The sequence below is a fragment of the Ramlibacter sp. genome (genome assembly GCF_029866045.1).
Classification (GTDB): domain Bacteria; phylum Pseudomonadota; class Gammaproteobacteria; order Burkholderiales; family Burkholderiaceae_C; genus Ramlibacter.
Map to the genome: position 1 here is coordinate 16218 of NZ_JARXAB010000104.1, position 20292 is coordinate 36509.

At 66.6% G+C, this 20292-nt stretch carries 21 protein-coding genes; 18 read left to right on the plus strand and 3 right to left on the minus strand.

Translation table 11 applies throughout. The annotated features are described in order from the left end of the window. Positions 1-297: 297 nt before the first annotated feature. The 17 genes from QE494_RS11505 to QE494_RS11585 all read left to right on the plus strand — a co-directional run bounded on the left by QE494_RS11505 (position 298) and on the right by QE494_RS11585 (position 17211). Positions 298-1578, plus strand: coding sequence for a FecR domain-containing protein (locus tag QE494_RS11505; protein WP_300043476.1), 1281 nt, complete (start codon positions 298-300; stop codon positions 1576-1578). 22 nt (positions 1579-1600) lie between these two features. Further along, positions 1601-3301, plus strand: coding sequence for a ShlB/FhaC/HecB family hemolysin secretion/activation protein (locus QE494_RS11510; protein WP_300043478.1), 1701 nt, complete (start codon positions 1601-1603; stop codon positions 3299-3301). 23 nt (positions 3302-3324) lie between these two features. Further along, positions 3325-3735: a DUF971 domain-containing protein gene (locus QE494_RS11515; RefSeq protein ID WP_300043479.1), complete on the plus strand. Its 411-nt coding sequence runs from the start codon at positions 3325-3327 to the stop codon at positions 3733-3735. A gap of 149 nt (positions 3736-3884) precedes the next feature. Continuing rightward, entirely contained in the window at positions 3885-4616 is a 732-nt protein-coding gene (gene ubiE, locus QE494_RS11520; RefSeq protein ID WP_300043481.1) for a bifunctional demethylmenaquinone methyltransferase/2-methoxy-6-polyprenyl-1,4-benzoquinol methylase UbiE, read from the plus strand. A gap of 123 nt (positions 4617-4739) precedes the next feature. Further along, complete coding sequence (locus tag QE494_RS11525) at positions 4740-5765, plus strand: Tim44 domain-containing protein (protein WP_300043483.1); 1026 nt, start codon at positions 4740-4742, stop codon at positions 5763-5765. Positions 5766-5832: 67 nt separating this feature from the next. Next, positions 5833-6435: a hypothetical protein gene (locus QE494_RS11530; RefSeq protein WP_300043484.1), complete on the plus strand. Its 603-nt coding sequence runs from the start codon at positions 5833-5835 to the stop codon at positions 6433-6435. Next, on the plus strand, positions 6432-7997 hold the full coding sequence (gene ubiB / locus QE494_RS11535; RefSeq protein WP_300043485.1) for a ubiquinone biosynthesis regulatory protein kinase UbiB: 1566 nt from the start codon (positions 6432-6434) through the stop codon (positions 7995-7997). Before QE494_RS11530 ends, ubiB begins: the two co-directional genes overlap by 4 nt. Positions 7998-8081: 84 nt before the next feature. Further along, positions 8082-9524 carry a sodium:solute symporter family protein gene (locus QE494_RS11540; protein WP_300043488.1) on the plus strand — a complete coding sequence of 481 codons (1443 nt, stop codon included), beginning with the start codon at positions 8082-8084 and terminating at the stop codon, positions 9522-9524. Between the two features lie 119 nt (positions 9525-9643). Next, the gene (locus QE494_RS11545; RefSeq protein ID WP_300043490.1) at positions 9644-10018 is read left to right on the plus strand and encodes an FmdB family zinc ribbon protein; all 375 of its coding nucleotides are present in this window, start codon (positions 9644-9646) and stop codon (positions 10016-10018) included. Positions 10019-10040: 22 nt separating this feature from the next. Further along, the gene (locus QE494_RS11550; protein ID WP_300043542.1) at positions 10041-10682 is read left to right on the plus strand and encodes a DUF502 domain-containing protein; all 642 of its coding nucleotides are present in this window, start codon (positions 10041-10043) and stop codon (positions 10680-10682) included. 30 nt (positions 10683-10712) lie between these two features. After that, positions 10713-12515 (plus strand): aspartate--tRNA ligase, encoded by a 1803-nt coding sequence (gene aspS / locus QE494_RS11555; protein WP_300043515.1) that lies wholly within the window; start codon positions 10713-10715, stop codon positions 12513-12515. A gap of 98 nt (positions 12516-12613) precedes the next feature. Next, positions 12614-13081 carry a dihydroneopterin triphosphate diphosphatase gene (gene nudB, locus QE494_RS11560; RefSeq protein ID WP_300043516.1) on the plus strand — a complete coding sequence of 156 codons (468 nt, stop codon included), beginning with the start codon at positions 12614-12616 and terminating at the stop codon, positions 13079-13081. Continuing rightward, positions 13078-13818, plus strand: a complete 741-nt coding sequence (locus QE494_RS11565; protein ID WP_300043517.1) for an endonuclease/exonuclease/phosphatase family protein — start codon at positions 13078-13080, stop codon at positions 13816-13818. Before nudB ends, QE494_RS11565 begins: the two co-directional genes overlap by 4 nt. A 44-nt stretch (positions 13819-13862) precedes the next feature. Next, on the plus strand, positions 13863-15074 hold the full coding sequence (clsB, locus tag QE494_RS11570; protein WP_300043518.1) for a cardiolipin synthase ClsB: 1212 nt from the start codon (positions 13863-13865) through the stop codon (positions 15072-15074). Between the two features lie 68 nt (positions 15075-15142). Next, positions 15143-15874 (plus strand): GTP cyclohydrolase I, encoded by a 732-nt coding sequence (gene folE / locus QE494_RS11575; RefSeq protein WP_300043519.1) that lies wholly within the window; start codon positions 15143-15145, stop codon positions 15872-15874. A 9-nt stretch (positions 15875-15883) separates the two neighbouring features. Next, positions 15884-16306, plus strand: a complete 423-nt coding sequence (locus tag QE494_RS11580; RefSeq protein WP_300043520.1) for a BLUF domain-containing protein — start codon at positions 15884-15886, stop codon at positions 16304-16306. Positions 16307-16374: 68 nt separating this feature from the next. After that, the gene (locus QE494_RS11585) at positions 16375-17211 is read left to right on the plus strand and encodes a DUF429 domain-containing protein (RefSeq protein ID WP_300043521.1); all 837 of its coding nucleotides are present in this window, start codon (positions 16375-16377) and stop codon (positions 17209-17211) included. A gap of 71 nt (positions 17212-17282) precedes the next feature. Here QE494_RS11585 and QE494_RS11590 read toward each other — a convergent pair whose 3' ends face one another. Together QE494_RS11590 and QE494_RS11595 are read right to left on the minus strand one after the other, a co-directional pair. Then, complete coding sequence (locus QE494_RS11590; protein ID WP_300043543.1) at positions 17283-17555, minus strand: BON domain-containing protein; 273 nt, start codon at positions 17553-17555, stop codon at positions 17283-17285. 201 nt (positions 17556-17756) lie between these two features. After that, entirely contained in the window at positions 17757-18101 is a 345-nt protein-coding gene (locus QE494_RS11595) for a hypothetical protein (RefSeq protein WP_300043522.1), read from the minus strand. 382 nt (positions 18102-18483) lie between these two features. On the opposite strand from QE494_RS11595, the gene QE494_RS11600 reads away from it, so the two are divergent. Then, the gene (locus QE494_RS11600; protein ID WP_300043524.1) at positions 18484-19116 is read left to right on the plus strand and encodes a response regulator transcription factor; all 633 of its coding nucleotides are present in this window, start codon (positions 18484-18486) and stop codon (positions 19114-19116) included. A gap of 247 nt (positions 19117-19363) precedes the next feature. Here QE494_RS11600 and QE494_RS11605 read toward each other — a convergent pair whose 3' ends face one another. Then, positions 19364-20113 carry a molybdopterin-synthase adenylyltransferase MoeB gene (locus QE494_RS11605; protein ID WP_300043525.1) on the minus strand — a complete coding sequence of 250 codons (750 nt, stop codon included), beginning with the start codon at positions 20111-20113 and terminating at the stop codon, positions 19364-19366. Between the last annotated feature and the right edge of the window lie 179 nt (positions 20114-20292).

Here is a 20292-nt window from a genome sequence, read left to right on the forward strand (position 1 = left end):
TTGAATTAAATATTAATAGCTAAAAAGCACCCCATGCATGTATAAAAGCACGCATTGATGAGCTGAGCCCCATTCCGGGGTCAGGGGGTGTACATGCGGCAGTTGTGGGTTCGGGCGCTGGCGGCGGTGTTGGCAGGGCTTCTTGTGGGGGGGCAGGCGCAGGCGCAGGTCCAAACGCAGCCGCGTTTGCCATTTCAATTCCAAGCTCAATCGCCAAGTCAATCGTCAGGTCAATCGCCAGGTCAATCGCCAGGTCAATCGCGGGCCGGCGAGGTCGAATCCCTGCGCGGCGTGGTCGTGGCCCAGGCCCCGGGCGAGCCGCCGCGCAGCCTGGCCCGGGGTGACACCCTGCGCGAGGGCGATCAGCTCCAGTCGGCGCCCTCGAGCAGCGCGGTCCTGCGGCTCGACGACGGCAGTCGCCTGACCCTGCGCCCTGACACCCGCTTGGTGCTGCGCACCTGGCGCTACCAGCCGCAGGCGCCGGGCGAGGAGCCTGCCCCCGACAACCGCCTAGTGGTCGACTTGCTACGCGGCGGCCTGCGGGCGGTGGCCGGGCTCGTCACCCGCAGCGGACCAGACGCTGCGCGCATTCAGACGCCGGTGGCCGCCATCGGCATTCGCGGCACCGACCTGTACGCCCGCTTGTGCCGAGGCGAGGCGGACTGCCTGCCGCCCCGGTCTGGCACCGCTGCGGCCCCCGATGGGAGTGCGGCGGCGCGCCGTGCCGCGGGGAGCGCAGCACCACCCACCAGCGCCCGTGTGGTGTCGCTCGAGGGCCGTGCCGAGGCGATCGACCCGCTCGAGCGGCGCAGACGGCTGCTGCCCGGTGCCAGCCTTTACCCCGGAGACCGCATCGTCACCGCACCGGCCAGCCACCTGGTGATGGCCTTTCGCGACGACGCGCGCCTGACCCTGGGCGCCGCCTCCGAGTTGCGCATCGACGACTACCGCTACGACGAGGAGGCGCCGCAGGAGGGCCGGATGCTGCTGTCGGTGGTGCGCGGCACCTTGCGCGCGCTCACTGGCCTGATCGCCCGGGCCGACCCGCGCCATGTCACCGTCACCACCCCCACCGCGACCCTGGGCATCCGGGGCACCGGCTTTGACCTGGCTTGCCTGGGTGCCTGTGCCGAGGGCCGGCGTGCGCCAGCCGAGGAGGACTGGCTCAGGGTCTGCACCTGGCGCGGCGCGGTCGACCTGCGCCCGCCGGACGAGGCGGTGTCTGAGCCAGTGGTGGAGGACCGCTGCGCGGCGCTCGCGGTGGCCGGGGTCCAGCCCCTGACCACCCCCCTTGTGCTGGAAGGGCCGCGTCCCGATTCGGTCACGGTGCCTGCCTCGCTGTTTTCCCGCATGCCCCTGCCGGCGACCCTCGAGGGCCTGCTGGTCTACGTGGAGGTGGGCAGCGTGCGCCTCTCGGGCGCCGCGGGGGAGCGTGACCTGGGCAACGGCGAGGCCGGCCTGGCCGACGCCAGTCGGGTGGAGCGCCTGGCCGATATCAGCTGGGCGCGTGAGCAGTGGCAGACCGGGCTGGGCTCCCTGCTTGGCACCAGTGGCCTGAGCGCGATGTGTCGGCGCTAGAACCAGATCAAGGAGTGCAGGGATGAAGGCAACTTGGATGTGTTTATGGGCTCTCCGCGCCGCTGGCGCAGGCACGCTGGCGCTTTCGCTGGTGGCTCCAGGCTTGGCGCTGGCGGAGGCTGGGGCCGACGGGCCCCGCTTTGACATCACCGCCTTCGACCTGCGTGGCCCTGACCCCTTGCCGCCCGGTCACGCCGACGAGGTGCTCGCGCCTTTCGTCGGCTCCGGCGCCAGCCTGGCGCGGCTGCGTGAAGCGGTGGCGGCGCTGGAGGCGGCGCTTCGGGCAAAGGGCCTGGGCTTGTACCGCGTGACGCTGCCGCCGCAGGCCCTGGAGGGACGGGTGGTGCTGGCCCTCGAGCCGCAACGACTTGACCGGATCGAGGTGCAAGGCAACAGCCTTTCCAGCGAGGCTCAGGTCCGCCGCAGCCTGCCAGCGCTGGTGACCGGCAATACGCCCGACCTGCACCAGCTCGCGGCCCAGGCCTCGCTGGCCAATGACAGTCCGGTCCGGCAGGTACAGGTGGTGCTGCGTGAAGGGCGCGCCGACATGCCAGGCGCAGGTCGGGGGGAGGGCGACGCCGGCGCCGGTGAGCGCGTGGAGGCGGGCCGGGTCGACGCCAGGATTTTGGTGCGCGAGCAGCGGCCCGCATCGGTGACCGCGACCTTGTCCAACCATGGCAGCGCCGCTACCGGGCAGGACCGATTCACGATCAGTGGCCGCTACGCCGACCTGGCCGGTCGTGATATCGACCTGCAGGCAAGCTACACCACCTCACTCGAGCGGCCCCAGGATGTTCGTCAGGCAGGGCTCTCCCTGCGGGTGCCGCTTTACCCGCTGGGCGCGCAGCTCTCCGGCTTCATCACCCGCTCAGACATCGTTGGCGACTTCGGCGACTTCCGCAGCACCGGTGCGGGCTCGGTCTCGGGTCTTGAACTGGCGACCTACCTGGCCACCGGCGGACAGGCCCGCCACCGTGTGGCGCTGAGCCTGCAGGACCGCCTGTTCGAAACGACCCGGATTGACGGCCAGTTGCTTCCCGGCCAGGTGGACCGACGCACCCGCCCCTTGGGCTTGCGCTATGCGGGGCGGCTGGAGGGCCAGCCTGGGGCGACCCCCGAGGCGGGCCCCATGGCAGCCCTGCGGCCCGAGGCCGGGCAATGGCAGTGGGCCGCCGAGTGGCTGGCGAATACTGGGTCTGGTGCCGGCAATGACCTGGCGGCCTATCAGTCGGAAGACCCGCGCGTGCACCGGGTGCGATGGCAGGCCCTGCGGCTGTCGATCGCCAATGGCCGGGACCTGTCCGCCTGGCGCCTGCTCTGGCGGGTGCAGGGCCAATTGGCCAGCACCGCCCTGATCGCCGGCGAGCAGTTTGGCCTCGGTGGTCTGAACTCGGTGCGCGGCACCCGTGACGAGCGGCCCTTGTCCGGCGACAGCGGCTGGCAGGGCTCGGTGGAACTCGCTGCCCCGCCCCGAGATGGCTGGCGAGCCGTCGCCTTCGTCGACGCCGGCGGCATCGCGAGCAAACCCGCGCAGGACGGTGAGCCGGCGCTTGACCGGCTCGCCAGCGCAGGGCTGGGCCTGCGTTGGAGCGACCCCAGGCTCGCGTTGGTGCTGGATTGGGGCCGTATCATCATAGGCAGCCGCATTCCGCTGGCAGTGCGGCCCAGCGCGCCGCAGCGGGGTGACGAGCGGCTGTACCTGGCCCTTTTCTTCCGATTCTGATTCTGACTGCGAGCACTTCATTCATGGCTGGTCTTCAAGCCGATACGCCCGTTCCCACCTCCGTCACCGCCCACGGCCAGTCCCGTGTGCTGGAAGTGGCCTTTTCCGACGGCGCCCACTTTCGCATTCCGTTTGAACTGATGCGCGTGTACTCGCCCTCGGCCGAGGTGCAGGGGCATGGCCCCGGGCAAGAGGTGCTGCAGACTGGCAAGCGCGAGGTCACGCTGGAGGCGCTCGAGCCGGTGGGCAACTACGCGGTGCAGCCGCACTTCTCCGACGGGCATTCGAGCGGGCTCTTTTCCTGGGCCTACCTCTACAGGCTAGGGGCCGAGCAAGACCGGCTGTGGGCCGACTACGAGCGCCGCCTGGCTGAGGCCGGCCGGGGGCGGGACGAGCCGATGCCGGTAGCGGCTGGCGGCTCCTGTAGTCACTGAGGAGCGAGCGCCGCTCTGGGTGGCCGCTTTGCCGCCTTTGCGAATGCGGCCTTTTCGCAGGCGGCCTTTGTGCCCTGCGGTCAGTCATGCCCCGGCCGGGCCGGGGTTTTCGCCCGCCCGCGGGGGCCACGCCTCCTACAATCGCCTCTATGAGTTCCACCCATTTCGGCTTCCAGCAGGTCGACGAGCAGGACAAGGCCCGCCGCGTGCGCGGTGTGTTCGACTCCGTGGCCTCCCGCTACGACATGATGAACGACCTCATGTCGATGGGCCTGCACCGCGCCTGGAAGGTCTATACCGTCATGGTGGCCGACCTGCGCCCGGGCCATCAGGTGCTGGACATCGCCGGCGGCACCGGTGACATGGCCGAGGCCTTCGCGCGCAAGGTCGGGCCCACCGGGCGGGTCGTGCACACCGACATCAACGAGGCCATGCTGCGCACCGGCCGTGACCGCCTAGTTGACGCTGGTCTGGTGCTGCCTACCCTGGTGTGCGACGCCGAGAAGCTGCCCTTTCCCGATGCCAGCTTTGACCGCGTCTGCGTCGCCTTCGGCCTGCGCAACATGACCCACAAGGATGTGGCCCTGCGCGAGATGCACCGTGTGCTGCGCCCAGGTGGCAAGTTGTTGGTGCTGGAGTTCTCCCGCATCGCCAAGCCCCTTGCCAAGGCCTACGACTGGTATTCCTTCAATGTGCTGCCCCGCTTGGGCCAGATGGTGGCGGGCGACGCCGAGAGCTACCGCTACCTGGCGGAATCGATCCGCATGCATCCCGACCAGGAAAGCTTGAAGACCCTGATGAAGGAAAGCGGTTTTAGTCATGTGGATTTCCACAACCTCACTGGCGGAGTGGTCGCGCTTCATGTTGGAATACGGTCCTAAATCCAGTTCGGGCATTTGCAGATCAATGCCCGAGGGCGGATTGAGAGCCGTGGGCAGCACGCCTTCGGTCGCCTTTTGCACCTCTTCGCCCACAGCCGGGCGCCTTTTGAAGGAAGACGTGAGATGAAGTTCTGGACTGCGCTTGTCGCCGGCGTCTTGCTGGTGGCCTCTATGCAAGCCGAGGCTGCACGCCGTATGGGCGGTGGCAACTCCGTCGGTCGCCAATCTGGCAACGTCACCCAGCGCGAGGCCGTCCGCCCCGCCGCGCCTTCCAACACCGCCCCTGCCAACGCCGCGCCGGGGGCCACCCCTGGTGCTCCCGCGGCCGCCCCGCAGACCGCGGCCGCTCAGCGCCCGGCTGGTGCGCCGCCGCAGGCCGCTCCTTCCCGCCCCTGGGCCGGCATGCTGGGCGGCCTCGCGGCCGGCCTGGGCCTGGCCTGGCTGGCGCACTCCCTCGGAATGGGCGAGGCGTTCGGACAGTTCCTGCTCTTCGCCCTGGTGGGCCTGGCCCTGGCGATGGCTGTAATGTTCTTCCTGCGCCGGCGTTCGACGCAGCGCATGGCTTACGCCGGCGCCGGCGGCGCCTACCCTGATTCAGCCGCCAGCGTCCCGCAATACAACCCGGCCAAGGTCGGTAACGACGCCTCGGCCCGGCCCTGGGAGAGCGCAAACACCCATTTCGAGCCGGCGGCACCGGCGCCACAGGCCGCATCCCAAGGTGGACTGCGGATTGGCGCTGGCCTCGCGGGCGGCAACTGGAGCATCCCGGCCGGTTTCGACGCCGACGGTTTCGTGAATGCAGCCAAACAAAATTTCGTCCTTCTCCAGCAAGCCTGGGACCGTGGCGATGTCGCGGCCCTGCGGGTCATGATGACCGACGACATGGTCGGCGAGATCCGCAACCAGCTGGCCGAACGCGACGCCTTGCGCGGCACCGGCCCCAACCAGACGGATGTGGTCATGCTCGAGGCTCAGCTCCTGGGCATTGAGGACCTGGGCGATGGCTACATGGCCAGCGTCGAATTCTCCGGTCTGATCCGCGAGGAGCCCTCGGCGGGTCCCAGCCCCTTCCGCGAAGTCTGGAACATGACCAAGCTCAAGGACGGCCGCAGCGGTTGGCTCGTGGCGGGCGTGCAGGCGCTCCAGTGACCCTTCGCTGAAGCGGGCGCGGCAGCTTCGGCCGGTCGGGCCCGCGGCTGCGGGAATAATCGGGGCCATGGCCACACCGTCCCCTTCCGAATTTATTGATGCGCTCGCCGAGCGTGTTATTCCCGTGCTCACCCCCCTGCTCCAGCCGGCGGCGGGTGAGGTTCGCCACCGTCTGGTTCTGCTCCTCAACCATGTGCTGGGGCAGGAACCCGAGGCCATGGCGCGTCTTGCGCGTCAGAGGGGCCGCGTGGTCGAACTGTCATGGCGTGAGTGGCGCCTGCGGCTACAGGCCTCTGCTGCCGGCCTGCTGGAGCAGGCCCCCGAGGGGGCCGCCGCCCACCTCACTCTGACCATCGCCGAGGATTCGCCTTGGGTCCTGGCCCAGGCCGCCCTGCGCGGCGACAAACCCCCGGTTCGCATTGCGGGCGATGTGCAGCTGGCCGCAGAGGTCAACTGGCTGGTGGACCATGTGCGCTGGGATCTTGAGGAGGACCTGGCACGGCTGCTGGGCGACGCCCCCGCGCATGCCTTGGTGGAGGGGGGCCGTCAGGCCGCGGCCGCCTTGCGTGCCTTTGCCGTCTCCCTTGCGGAGCGCTTCCCGCTTCGCAGCGGCTCCCCGGGTGATGTCAGTCCCAGGACGCGCTCTCCGGACGCGGGTGGTCCGCGATGAGGCGGGCCCTGCGGGTTCTTTTCATTCTCGGGGTTGTGGTTCGCTTCGGGCTGGACCAGCTCGCGATGGATCAGCTCCGGCACCCTGTTCTGAGGGCGCTGACCCGGCTGCTGGCTGTGGGCCGACGGCTCCAAGCCCCGCGCGGGCAAAGGCTGCGGGAGGCGCTCGAGCACCTGGGCCCCATCTTCGTCAAGTTCGGGCAGGTGCTCTCCACCCGGCGCGACTTGCTGCCGCCAGACATCGCCGACGAGCTGGCCTTGTTGCAAGACCGGGTGCCGCCGTTCCCGCCTGAGGTCGCGGTGGCTACGATCGAGCGCGCCTTCGGCCGCAAAGTGGACGAGGTCTTCACCAGTTTCGAGCGAGAGCCGGTGGCCAGCGCTTCCATCGCCCAAGTGCACTTCGCCACCTTGCGCACCCGCGATGGACAGCTGCGGGAGGTTGCGGTCAAGGTGCTGCGTCCCGGCATGCTCACCGTGATCGACAAGGACCTCGCACTGATGCGGACGATGGCGGCCTGGGTTGAACGCCTCTCGGCCGACGGCCGGCGGCTGAAGCCCCGCGAGGTGGTGGCCGAGTTCGACAAGTACCTGCACGACGAGCTGGACCTGGTGCGGGAAGCGGCCAATGCCGCGCAATTACGCCGCAACATGGACGGTCTGGGTCTGGTGCTGGTACCGGAGATGTTCTGGGACTTCTGCCATCCCGAGGTGATGGTCATGGAGCGCATGTTCGGTGTGCCCATCTCCCAGGTGGATCGCCTGCGCGAGGCCGGTGTCGATATGAAGGCGCTGGCGCGTGACGGCGTCACCATCTTCTTCACCCAGGTATTTCGCGACGGCTTCTTCCACGCTGATATGCACCCGGGCAACATCCAGGTGAGCCTCGCGCCGGCGACCTTTGGCCGCTACATCTCGCTGGACTTCGGCATCATCGGCACGCTCACCGAGTTCGACAAAGAGTACCTGGCGCAGAACTTCACCGCGTTCTTTCGTCGGGACTACAAGCGTGTTGCCGAGTTGCACATTGAGTCGGGCTGGGTTCCCCCGCAGACCCGGGTCGACGAGCTCGAGTCCGCCATCCGCTCGGTCTGCGAGCCGTATTTCGACCGCCCGCTCAAGGAAATTTCCCTCGGCATGGTGCTGATGCGCCTGTTCCAGACCTCGCGCCGCTTCAATGTTGAAATCCAGCCCCAACTGGTACTGCTGCAAAAGACCCTTCTGAACATTGAGGGCCTGGGCCGCGAGCTCGACCCGGACCTCGATCTCTGGAGTACCGCCCGGCCCTTCCTCGAGCGCTGGATGCTGGACCAGGTGGGGCCAGGCCGCTTCTGGCGCGAACTCAAGGACCAGGCGCCCCGGTACGCCAAGCTGCTGCCCGACCTGCCACGCCTGCTGACCGACTATCTGCGCCAGCCCCCGGGGATCAGTCGACGAGACCTGCAGCAACTGCTCGAGGAGCAGCGACGCACGCACCGCTTGCTGCAGTCCGTCGTCTACACAGGCTTGGGTTTTGCTTTGGGTGCGATGGCCATGCTGGTACTGGGGCACTTTTCCCAGTACTGAGTGCGTGGTCAGGATGACCTGAACCATAATCATCGCGCTCGGCTTGCCCCACCCTACCGCCTCGCCCTAGAAGGAGTCCTGCAGATGCTGCTCACGTTGGTCATCATCTACCTTTTGGTCACCATCGGAATTGGCCTGTACGCGGCCAAGCGAGTCAAGAACACCACTGACTTCGCCATCGCCGGCCGCCACCTCCCCCTGATCATGGTGGTGACGACCACCTTCGCCACCTGGTTTGGCTCCGAGACGGTGCTGGGGATACCTGCCAAGTTCATCGAGAACGGCCTCGGCGGTGTGGTGGAGGACCCGTTCGGGGCCGGCACCTGCCTGATCCTGGTGGGCCTGTTCTTCGCCGGCAAGCTCTACCGGATGACCCTGCTGACCATCAGCGACTATTACCGCGAGCGTTTCGGCCGCACGGTCGAGGTCGTGTGCTCGGTGATCATCATGGTCAGCTACCTGGGCTGGGTGTCTGCCCAGGTGACCGCCCTGGGCCTGGTGTTCAACGTGCTGTCTGCCGGGGCGATCAGCGTTCCACTGGGGATGGTGATCGGCGTGGTCTCTATCCTGGCCTACACCCTCTTTGGCGGCATGTGGTCGGTGGCCCTGACTGACTTTATCCAGATGATTATCTTGGTGGTGGGGCTGACCGCGATCGCGATTTTTGCTGGCAACATGGCCGGCGGCGCCGACAAGGTGATCGACTTGGCCACCAGCCGCGACCTGTTCAAGTTCTGGCCCGAGCCTACCTTCACAGACATCGCCTTCTTCCTGGCGGCCGCCGTGACCATCATGTTCGGCTCCATTCCGCAGCAGGATGTGTTCCAGCGTGTCATGTCCGCCAATAGCGAGGGCGCTGCCCGCAAGGGTGCAGTGATCGGGGGTGTGTTCTACATCCTGTTCGCTTTTGTGCCGATGTTCATTGTGGTGAGCGCCCTGATCGTGATGCCCGAGAAGACGGCAGACCTGCTCAAGGAGGATCCGCAGAAGGTCATGCCTACCCTGGTGCTTGAGTACATGCCGTTTGCCATGCAGGTGCTATTTTTTGGTGCGCTGCTTTCGGCTATCAAGTCCACCGCCTCGGCCACCCTGCTGGCCCCCAGCGTCACATTCACCGAGAACATCTGGCGCCAGTTCCGTCCGCACACCAGCGACCAGCAGCAGTTGCGCACCATGCGGATCACCGTGCTCGTTTTCAGCACATTCGTCCTGACCTACGCCATCTACATGCAGGGCACCTCGATCTACGAGATGGTCTCGGGTGCCTATCAGGTGACCTTGGTGGGGGCCTTTATCCCACTGGTTTTCGGTCTGTACTGGAAGCGGGCTACCACACAGGGTGCCATCTTCGCCATCGTCCTGGGGTTGGTGACCTGGCTGCTATTTATGGTCACCCCCGCGGGCGAGGCCTTCCCCGGACAGCTCGCCGGGCTGCTGGCATCGCTCTTCGGCATGCTGGTTGGGTCGCTGGGCCCGCAGGCGATACGCAACGCCCACGCCTCTCACCACAAGCTCGCCGGACTCTGAGCCGGGTCTGGCTTGGCACGGGCGGAGGGCACTTTGCGCGCTCCCCTGCAGCGCCGGGGACGCGGGTTTGTAAAAGCAGCCCGCCTATAATTGAAGGTTTTGCACCCTTAACCCCTGCCATGCCCATTTACGCCTACAAGTGCGGGTCCTGTGGCCATGCCAAGGACGTCCTGCAAAAGATCTCCGATGCACCCCTTGACACCTGCCCGGCTTGCAATGCGGAAGCCTTCTCCAAGCAGGTAACTGCCGCCGGCTTCCAACTCAAGGGCTCTGGCTGGTACGTGACCGACTTCCGCGGTGGGTCGAGCGGGGCGGCCAAGTCTTCGGAGCCGGCCAGCGCCGAGACTGGCGGCGGTGCCGGTGGGGCGGCTACTGCCGGTAGCGCCGCAGCAGCTACCTCTGGTGAATCCTCCGCGTCAAACGCCCCCGCCGCTGCGTCCTCTGATGCGCCTGCCGCTGCTGGTGGCTGCGGTACCTCTTGCGCCTGCCACTAACCCCCGGAGTTTCCTGCCCATGATGTCTGCTCTGCGTAAATGGTTCTTCGCCGGCCTGCTGGTGGTGCTGCCCCTGGCTATCACTGTGTGGGTGCTGCAGTGGATCCTGGGCACGCTCGACCAGACACTCCTGATCCTGCCCGCGAACTGGCAGCCTGACCTGCTGATCGGCGTCCACATCCCTGGTCTTGGCGTGTTGCTGGCGCTCGTCATTTTGCTGGTGGTGGGCGCGGTGGCCAGCAATTTCATCGGTCGCCGTCTGCTTAGCTGGGGCGATGGCGTGCTGCATCGCATCCCGGTGGTGCGCTCGATCTACTCGGGCGTCAAGCAGGTGTCGGACACCTTGTTTTCCGAAAACGGCAACGCCTTTCGCACCGCTGTGCTCATCGAGTGGCCGCGCGCGGGTGTGTGGACCATCGGCTTTGTCACCGGATCGCCCGGTGGCGACGTTCCCAATCATCTGGGCGATGACTACCAGAGCGTTTACGTGCCCACCACCCCTAACCCCACCGGCGGCTACTTCGTCATGCTGCGCAAGTCCGATTGCATTGAGCTGCGCATGACCGTTGACGAGGCGCTTCGCTATGTGATCTCCATGGGCGTTGTTGCACCGCCGCCGCCCGCCGCCGGCGCCGAGCCCACCACTCCGACCCTCCCCCAGTAAAGCGCCACCTCCAGGCGCCGGAAGCAAGCCATGTCCAGTCAGAAAATGCGTACCACCTACTGCGGCCTCGTGACCGAGGCCCACATGGGCCAGACCGTCTCCCTGTGCGGGTGGGTCAACCGACGGCGTGACCACGGGGGCGTGATCTTCGTTGACCTGCGTGACCGCGAGGGCTATGTCCAGATCGTGTGCGACCCCGACCGCGCGGAGACGTTCAAGACGGCCGAGGGTCTGCGCAATGAGTTTTGCGTCCAGGTCACCGGTCTGGTGCGGGCCCGGCCTGCCGGCACCACCAACGAGGGTCTCAAGAGCGGCAAGATTGAGGTGCTTTGCCACGAGTTGACGGTGCTCAACCCTTCGGTCACCCCGCCCTTCCAGGTCGACGACGAGAACCTGTCCGAGACCACCCGCCTGGTGCACCGCGTGCTGGACCTGCGCCGCCCGTACATGCAAAACAACCTCATGCTGCGCTACAAGGTCAGCATGGAGACGCGCAAGTTTCTCGACGCCAACGGCTTCATCGACATCGAAACGCCGATGCTCACCAAGAGCACGCCAGAGGGCGCGCGTGACTACCTGGTTCCCAGCCGCGTGCACGATGGCATGTTCTTCGCGTTGCCCCAGTCGCCGCAGCTGTTCAAGCAGCTCTTGATGGTGGCGGGCTTCGACCGCTACTACCAGATCACCAAGTGCTTCCGCGACGAGGATCTGCGCGCCGATCGCCAACCCGAGTTCACCCAGATCGACATCGAGACCTCCTTCCTCACCGAGGAAGAGATCCGCGTCATGTTCGAGGGAATGATCCGTAGCACCTTCAAGAACGTCATCGACGTCGACCTGCCAGCCTTCCCGGTGATGAAGCATTCCGACGCGATGCGCCTGTACGGCTCCGACAAGCCCGACCTGCGGGTGAAGCTCGAGTTCACCGAGCTCACCGATGTGATGAAGGACGTGGACTTCAAGGTCTTTTCGACTCCGGCCAACCAGGCCGATGGCCGCGTCGTGGGCCTGCGCGTGCCTGGCGGCGGCGAGATGACGCGTGGCGAGATTGACGGCTACACCGAGTTCGTGAAGATCTACGGCGCCAAGGGCCTGGCCTGGATCAAGGTCAATGAGGCAAACAAGGGTCGCGAGGGACTGCAGTCACCCATCGTGAAGAACCTGCACGACGCCTCCATTGCCGCCATCCTTGAGCGTACCTGCGCCCAGGACGGCGACCTGATCTTCTTCGGTGCCGACAAGGCCAAGATCGTCAATGACGCCATTGGCGCCCTGCGTGTGAAGGTCGGCCACAGCGAGTTCGGCAAGGCCCGCGGTCTGATCGACGGCGCGTGGAAGCCGCTGTGGGTGGTCGACTTCCCCATGTTCGAATATGACGACGATGCCCAGCGCTGGAATGCGGTGCATCACCCCTTCACCAGCCCGAAGGACGGCCACGAAGACTGGCTGGAGACCGATCCCGGTCGCTGCGTCGCCAAGGCCTACGACGCGGTGCTCAACGGCATCGAACTCGGCGGCGGCTCGGTGCGTATCCACCGGGAGGACGTGCAAAGCAAGGTCTTCCGCGCGCTCAAGATCGACGCCGAGGAGGCCCAGGCGAAGTTCGGCTTCCTGCTTGACGCATTGCAGTACGGCGCGCCTCCGCACGGCGGCATCGCCATCGGTCTCGATCGCTTCGTCATGCTCATGGCCGGCGCCGAGAGCCTGCGCGATGTGATTGCTTTCCCCAAGACTCAGCGCGCCCAGTGCCTGCTGACCCAGGCCCCCGGCCCGGTCGACGAGAAGCAACTGCGCGAGCTGCATATCCGCTTGCGCAATACGCAGGCTGCCTGAGACCCCGCGGGTCCACAATGCAGCGGCCCACCGGATGGCTGCGGCAAAATCAAAGGGCGCCCCGTGAGAACACGGGCGCCCTTTGTCATTCAAGCCCCATGCGACCTGGCCCACTCAAGATTCCCGTCTCCGTCCTGGTGGTGATCCACACCCCCGCGCTGGAGGTCCTGATGATCCGCCGCGCCGATGGCGGCGAGCACTGGCAGTGCGTGACGGGTAGCCGCGATGCCACCGACGCCGACCTGCACCACACCGCCTGGCGCGAAGTCGGCGAGGAGACCGACATCGCTTGCGGGCCAGGAACCCCCCTGCACACTGGCCTGCTGCCATGGGGCCTGACCAATACCTATGAGATCTGGCCCCAGTGGCGCCACCGCTACCCGCCCGAGGTCACGCACAACACCGAGCATTTGTTCAGCCTGTGCGTCCCCACCGGCACGCCGGTACGGCTCAACCCTCTCGAGCACACCGACCACCGCTGGCTGTCCTGGCGCGAGGCCGCCGACGTCTGCTTCTCACCGTCCAACGCTGAGGCCATCTTGCTGCTGCCACAATGGGCCGCATGACACGTTCCCTGCGGGTCGCCACTTACAACATCCATAAGGGTGTGCAGGGCCTGGGTCCCGGGCGCCGCCTCGAGATCCACAACCTGCAGCTGGCGGTGGAACAGATCGACGCTGACGTCGTCTGCCTGCAGGAGGTGCGCCGCTTCCACCAGCGCGAGGCGCGCCGCCTGCCGCGCTGGCCGGCGCTGCCGCAGGCCGACTACCTCGCTCCCGACGGTTACCACGCCGTGTATCGCACCAATGCCGTCACCCGTCACGGGGAGCATGGCAACGCCCTGCTCACGCGCTGGCCGGTGCGGGCCTTCGGCCACGAGGACATGTCAGACCACCGCTTCGAGCAACGGGGATTGCTCCATGTCGAGGTCGAGGTCGAGGGGGTGCCGTTGCATGTGATCGTCGTCCACCTGGGTCTGATCGCGGCCAGCCGCCGTCGCCAGGTGGCGCAGCTCGGGCGGTTCATAGAGCGCGAGGTGCCAGCAGGCGTACCGCTGGTGGTCGCCGGCGATTTCAACGACTGGGGCGCTAAGTTGCAGGCGCCGATGGAGGCTCTGGGCCTGGCCGATTGCGGCGCCCAAATGGGGCGTCGGCCGCTGACTTTCCCCGCGCGGCTGCCGCTGGCCCAGCTCGATTTTGTCTACTCGCGGGGCTTGCACGTGGTGGAGGTGACGGTGCCCCACGGTCCTGTCTGGCGCCGCATGTCGGACCACCTGCCGCTGATCGCGGATCTGAGGTTCTGAGGCCGAAGCGCGCAGAGCCTGAGTACGAATCGAGCACCCACCGCATGTCACGCCCGACCGGATTGCTTCGCGCTGGCCACCAACTGCAATTGCTCGAGGGGTCGGCTGAATTCTTTCCCGCACTGGCGGCCGCCATGGACGCTGCCCGTCACGAGATCTGGCTGGAGAGCTATATCTTTGACTTCACTGGCACTGGGGCTGGTGTGGCCCAGGCTTTGGAGCGCGCTGCCCTGCGTGGGCTGCAAGTGCGGGTCCTGGTCGACGGTTTCGGAAGCGAGACACCTCCGCTTCCGTGGCGCGAGAGGTTCGCACGGGCCGGGGTGCAGTGGCAGGTCTATGAGCCCCTGGGCAGCCGGCTGCGCCTGGCCTGGCCGGGCAGCTGGCGCCGGCTGCACCGCAAGCTCTGCGTGGTGGATGGCGTGCTGGCCTTCTGCGGCGGTATCAATATCCTCGACGACATGCATGACCCGCGTCACGGCGTTTTGCCTGCGCCTCGCCTCGACTTTTGCGTGCAGTTGCGTGGGCCGCTGGTTGCAGACATTTACCAAGCCATGCACCAGCTATGGCTGCGCCAGCCAGGGGTGCACGGCTTCCAGCGGCAGGCACTGGCCGAGGCCTGGTTGCCGCAACCGGCCGACCGCCGCCCCGCGCCGGGCCCTGCCAACCCCGTAGCAGGCCTGGTGCGCGCCGCCCTGCTGCTGCGGGACAACCTCCGGTACCGCGCGGGTATCGAGCGCGCCTACCTGCGAGCGATTGGTCGCGCGCGGGAGGAGGTGCTGATTGCTAACGCCTACTTCCTGCCCGGGCGCCGGCTACGCCTGGCGCTCGAGCGCGCCGCGCAGCGGGGCGTGCAGGTGCGCTTGCTGCTTCAGGGCCGTTACGAGTATTTCATGCAGTACTACGCCAGCCGGCCGGTGTACGCCAGCCTGCTGCGCGCGGGCGTATCCATTCACGAGTACGCGCCAAGCTTTCTACATGCCAAGGTGGCGGTGATCGACGGCTGCTGGGCCACGGTGGGCTCCTCCAACCTCGACCCCCTCAGCCTGTTGCTGGCGCGTGAGGCCAACCTGGTGGTGGAAGACGCAGTTTTCGCCGGCGTCTTGCGCGAGCGCCTGCTCCAGGTCATTCGCATCGAGGGCGAGGAGACCGACCCCATGCAATACGCCATGCGTCCCTGGCGGGAGCGGGTGCTTGAGCGTCTGGGGCTGGTGGTGATGCGTCTGGCACTCGCGGTGCAAGGCAAACGCTACTTGTGAAACCTAAAGTTCGCGCGTCTCCGAAAGCACGGACTCCGGGTGGGGCGGTGTTAGCATCCCCTATGCTCATGAAAGCCGATTCGCCCTCCAGTCCCCCAGGCGCCGCTGATTCGTCCGACGAAGGCGTGCCGGTCTCCGTCAAGATCCGCGAGCGGATCCAGGCGTCGCGCCGGCGTTTCCACGCCAACGACAACATCGCTGAGTTCATCAAGCCCGGCGAGCTCGAGGCGCTCCTCGATGAGGTGTCGGGCAAGATGAAGGGCGTCCTCGAGAGCCTGGTCATCGACACCGTCAACGACCACAACACCGGCGACACCGCGCGCCGGGTGGCCAAGATGTACGTCAACGAGGTGTTCCGCGGTCGCTATGTGGCGCCGCCAAGCATCACAGAATTCCCTAACGCCGAGCACCTCAATGAGTTGATGATCGTCGGCCCGATCACCGTGCGCTCGGCCTGCAGCCACCATTTCTGTCCGGTCATCGGCCGTATCTGGATTGGCGTGTTGCCCAACGAGCACACCAATGTGATTGGCCTGTCCAAGTACGCGCGCTTGGCCGAGTGGGTCATGGGCCGTCCTCAGATCCAGGAAGAGGCAGTGGTGCAATTGGCCGACCTGATCATGGAAAAGACCCAGCCCGACGGCCTGGCCATCGTGATGGAGGCCAGCCACTACTGCATGGCCTGGCGTGGTGTGAAGGACATGGACAGCCGAATGATCAACTCGGTGATGCGTGGTGTGTTCCTCAAGGACCCCGCCTTGCGCCGGGAGTTCCTGTCGCTGATTCCCAAGAATCCCTGAGGTCACACCATGCTCGTGCGTCTTCTCTATTGCAGCCGTACCGTTGACGACAGTCAGGCGGCCATTGACTCCATCGTGACGCAGTCGCGTCAGCACAACCCGCAGTCTGGCATCACCGGGATCCTTTGCTATGGCGGCGGCATCTTTTTGCAGGCCATTGAAGGTGGGCGTCAACCGGTGTCCGACCTGTTCGGCACCATTCAGGGGGACGGCCGTCACAAGGACGTGTGCCTGCTGCACTTCGAAGAGATTACCGAGCGCCGCTTCGGCGGCTGGACCATGGGCCAGGTCAATCTGAGCAAGGTCAACCACTCGATCCTGCTCAAATATTCCGAGCGTCCCGAGCTCGACCCCTACTCGGTCTCTGGCCGGGTCTCGCTGGCGTTGCTCGAAGACCTGATGGCCACCGCCGCGATCTGCGGCCGGGCCTGAGCCAGACCCGGCCCCCAGGGGCCTTGCCCGCCGGCAGGCCCTGACCCCTCGATCCCCTGCGTCCGCACATGACGACAGACGCCGTTCTGGCCGCGCCAAACCTTCTCGGCTGCGACTTTTCCAGCAGCCCGAGCCGGCGCAAGCCCATCATGCTGGCCCAGGGCCGGCGCAAGGGCGAGGCGGTCACGCTTGCTGGCATCCTGAGTTTCGACACCTTGCCCGGCTTCGGCCAGTGGCTCGCGCAGCCCGGCGACTGGGTCGGCGGTTTCGATCTGCCTTTCGGCTTGCCGCGCGAGTTGGTCGAGTCCCTGAATTGGCCGACCGACTGGGCCGGCTGCATGGACCACTACTGCGGCCTGTCCCGCGCCGAGATTCGCGAGCGCTTCGCCGCCTTTTGCGCGGCGCGGCCTGCGGGTGGCAAGTTCGCCCACCGGGCCTTCGACCGCCTGGCAGGCTCGAGTCCGTCGATGAAATGGGTCAACCCCCCGGTGGCCTTCATGCTGCACGCGGCGGTGCCTTTGCTGCGGCAGGCCGGTGTGGATTTGCCGGGGCTATGCGCAGGAGACCCGCGGCGGGTGGCGCTTGAGGCCTACCCGGGTTTGCTGGCGCGCGAGTTGATCGGCCGGCGCAGCTACAAAAGCGACGACCGCGCCAAGCAGACCCCGGAGCGCCTGATTGCGCGTAAGGACCTTGTCTGTGCCCTCGAAACCGGTCAGAGCCGGCTGGGCCTGCGTCTGCGCCTGACCCATGCCCAGCGCGACGCCCTCGCCGAGGACGCCAGCGGTGACCGCCTGGACGCGGTGCTGTGCCTGATGCAGGCGGCCTGGGGCGAACTTCAGGGCCCGCCGCGTTGGGGCTTGCCAGCGCAGGTCGATTCGCTGGAAGGCTGGATCGTCAGCGCCTGAGGCAGGCCGACGGCCCTCACGGGCGGCCGACCTTCTTGGGCGACCGACAGACATGGCCGACCCCGCTTTGCTCAGGGCCGCACGACGAGCAGATTGCGCACGCTCTTGACGCCTTTGCTGCCCCGCGCCAGGGTCTCAGCCTGCGATTTTTCTGCCGCTGTTTTGGCAAACCCCGAGAGGATCACGTTGCCCTCCTGGGTGTCGACATCGATCGCCATCGCGCTGGTGCTCTTGTCCCCCACCAGGCTGGATTTAACCGAGGCGGTGATGGTCTTGTCGTCGATGTAGGTGCCAACGGATTGCTGGCCCTGGAGGACCGAGCAGCCACCGGTTGCCAGCGTCATGCCCCCGAGCAGGGCCAGAACCAGAACCCATCCGGGCTGGCTCAGGGAGGTGGATCTCGGCGGGAAACTGCGCAATGTCATGGGGATCTCCTTCAAAGGTGGCGAGGAAGGCCCAAGCGGGCCTGGGTGGCAAGATGGGCCATGGGGCATACCGTGGGTTTGGCGGACGAAAGCGGTGTGGGCGTCACGCGGGCGCGGGGCTCAGTCGTGTTCGTTGCGGTTGCGGTTGCGGATGCTGAGGATGAGCGCTGCCAAGGCCCCGCCAGCCGCCGCGGCGATGAGCGTGGAGCGCAGGGGCTGGTCGGACACGTAGCGGCGGGTGGCCTCTGCGTAATGCCCCATGTGCCGCTGCGCGGCGCTGGTGGTCTCGGCCACGCCCTCTCTCAGGTCTCGCATGCGGCTGGCCGCACGTTCGAGCCCCTGGGCCGCGAACTCGCGCGCGCTATCGGCCCAGCGGTTGCCCGCGTGGCCAACCTCATCGGACCAATGCTGTGCACGCTCGCGTGCTGCGTGACGGGAGGCGATGCGGAACGGGTGATTGAACATAGGCGAACCTCCGGTGGCTTGATCTGCGGGTGCCTCTGGCGGCTGGGCCGCAGGGCAGGGGAGTCCACGCTAGGACGCGCTAGCCCCTCACTCGATAGGCGCGTGACCCGTGATGCCGTGCGACCACGGCCCTGTACCGGGTAGGCCAGCGGGCTGCTGCAGCCCTGCGCGCAGATCAATCGGCCTGGTCACGCCGCCCAGAGCTGCGCGACTGCGCCAAACGACTCCATTGCCACTCTTTAATGAATAGAATGGGATTCATTCTTGCGGTCGATTTTGGTGCGAATGAGGTATTTCGAGGGGTTTCGGAACTGTGTCGGGACCACCCCTCCCACGGACCCATCGACCGACACAGGGATGCCGTCAAGGAAAGAGTGTTCAGATGATCAAAGTCGGTATCGTGGACGACCATGCCATCGTGCGGTCGGGCCTCAAGCAGTTCTTCTCCGAGCAGGTCGACCTGCGGGTGGTGGGCGAGGCGGCCAGCGGCCGGGAGGCCATCGACCTGGTGCGCACCACCGAGCTCGATGTGCTGGTGATGGACCTGTCCATGCCTGGTCAGAGCGGCATCGACGCGCTGGGCATGATCCGCGCGAAGGCGCCGGACGTGGGCATCCTCATCCTCTCCGGTTATCCGGAGGAGCATTACGCGATGAATCTCATTCGCCAGGGGGCCAGCGGCTACCTCAACAAGGAATGCGAGCCGATGGAAATCGTCAACGCCATCCGCACCATCTCTCTGGGCAGGCGCTACATCTCGCCTGCGGTCGCCGAGTTGCTGGCACAGCAGCTCAATCGCAAGGAAGGTGGCGCGCCGCATGAGCAGTTGTCAGAGCGCGAGTTCCAGGTCTTCCTCAAGCTGGCCAAGGGCGAAACGGCAGGCGACATCGCCCGGGCGCTCTCGCTCTCGGTCAAAACGGTGAGCACCTACCGCACCCGGCTGATGGAAAAGATGAGCCTCTCCTCCAACAGCGACCTCACCTATTACGCCCTCAAGAACAAGCTGATCGACTGAGTTCCCAGCCAGGCGGCCGGCGCGCCTACAGGCGTCGGCAAGTCGCGCCGACCCCGGCGGCACCCTGTCGCATCTCACACTGTCGGAAATGCACACGGCCCCGAGCTTGGGCCGTCTCTTTCACCTCAGTCCCAGGATGCGACTCGTGCAAACCGTTACCACCGGCTTCGTTCTCTTTTTCGGCACCTTGCTGCTGGCCGCGCTGCTGGCGCTGGCCACGGGTTTGCGATGAGTGCGCGGGCTTGGCTCAGTGGGAGCCACAGACCGGGCAGGCCATCTGGCGTGGCACGCGGACCTCGCTCCACTGCAGGCGCAGGCTGTCGAACATCAGCAGCCGGCCGGTTGACGGTTGGCCGATACCCGCCAGCAACTTGAGCGCCTCGGCGGCCTGTAGGCTGCCGATCACTCCGACCAGCGGCGCAAACACGCCCATGGTGGCGCACTGCACCTCTTCGGGCGCCTGCGAAGGTGGAAACAGGCAGGCGTAGCAGGGCGCTTCGGCCTGGCGCGGGTCGAACACGGCCAATTGGCCGTCGAAGCGCAGTGCCGAGCCCGAGACCAGCGGCACCCGGTGGCGCACGCTGGCCGCGTTGACGGCCTGCCGGGTTGCGAAATTGTCCGAGCAGTCCAGCACCAGATCGCAGGTGGGCAGCAATGCGTCGAGCAGGGCGTCGTCGGCACGCGCTGCCAGGGTCTGCACCTGAACCCCAGGGTTGAGCGCCGCCACCGCCGCGCGAGCGGATTCGACCTTGGGCTGGCCGACCCGGTCGGTGGCATGGGCGAGCTGTCGCTGCAGGTTGGTGAGATCCACCTGGTCGGGGTCGACGAGGGTCAGACGGCCGACGCCTGCACTGCCCAGGAACAGCGCCACCGGGGAGCCCAGGCCTCCGGCGCCGATGACCACCGCATGCCCCGCCAGCAGGCGTGCTTGACCCTCCACCCCGATTTCGTCGAGGAGGATGTGGCGGGAGTAGCGCAAGAGCTCGTCGTCGTTCATGGGTCGGCGGGTGAAAGGAAGCCTCGGGAGTCAGGCGCAGCAGCCAGGAAGCAGTCTGCGAGCAGCCGGGTGGAAACCGAGAGGGCCGAGGAGAAGCAGTGGGGCGGCAGTGAAGGAGCGGGAGCAGGTACGTTGAAGGAGGGAAGCGTCGTGGAATTGGCTGGAAAAAAGCCGGCCCG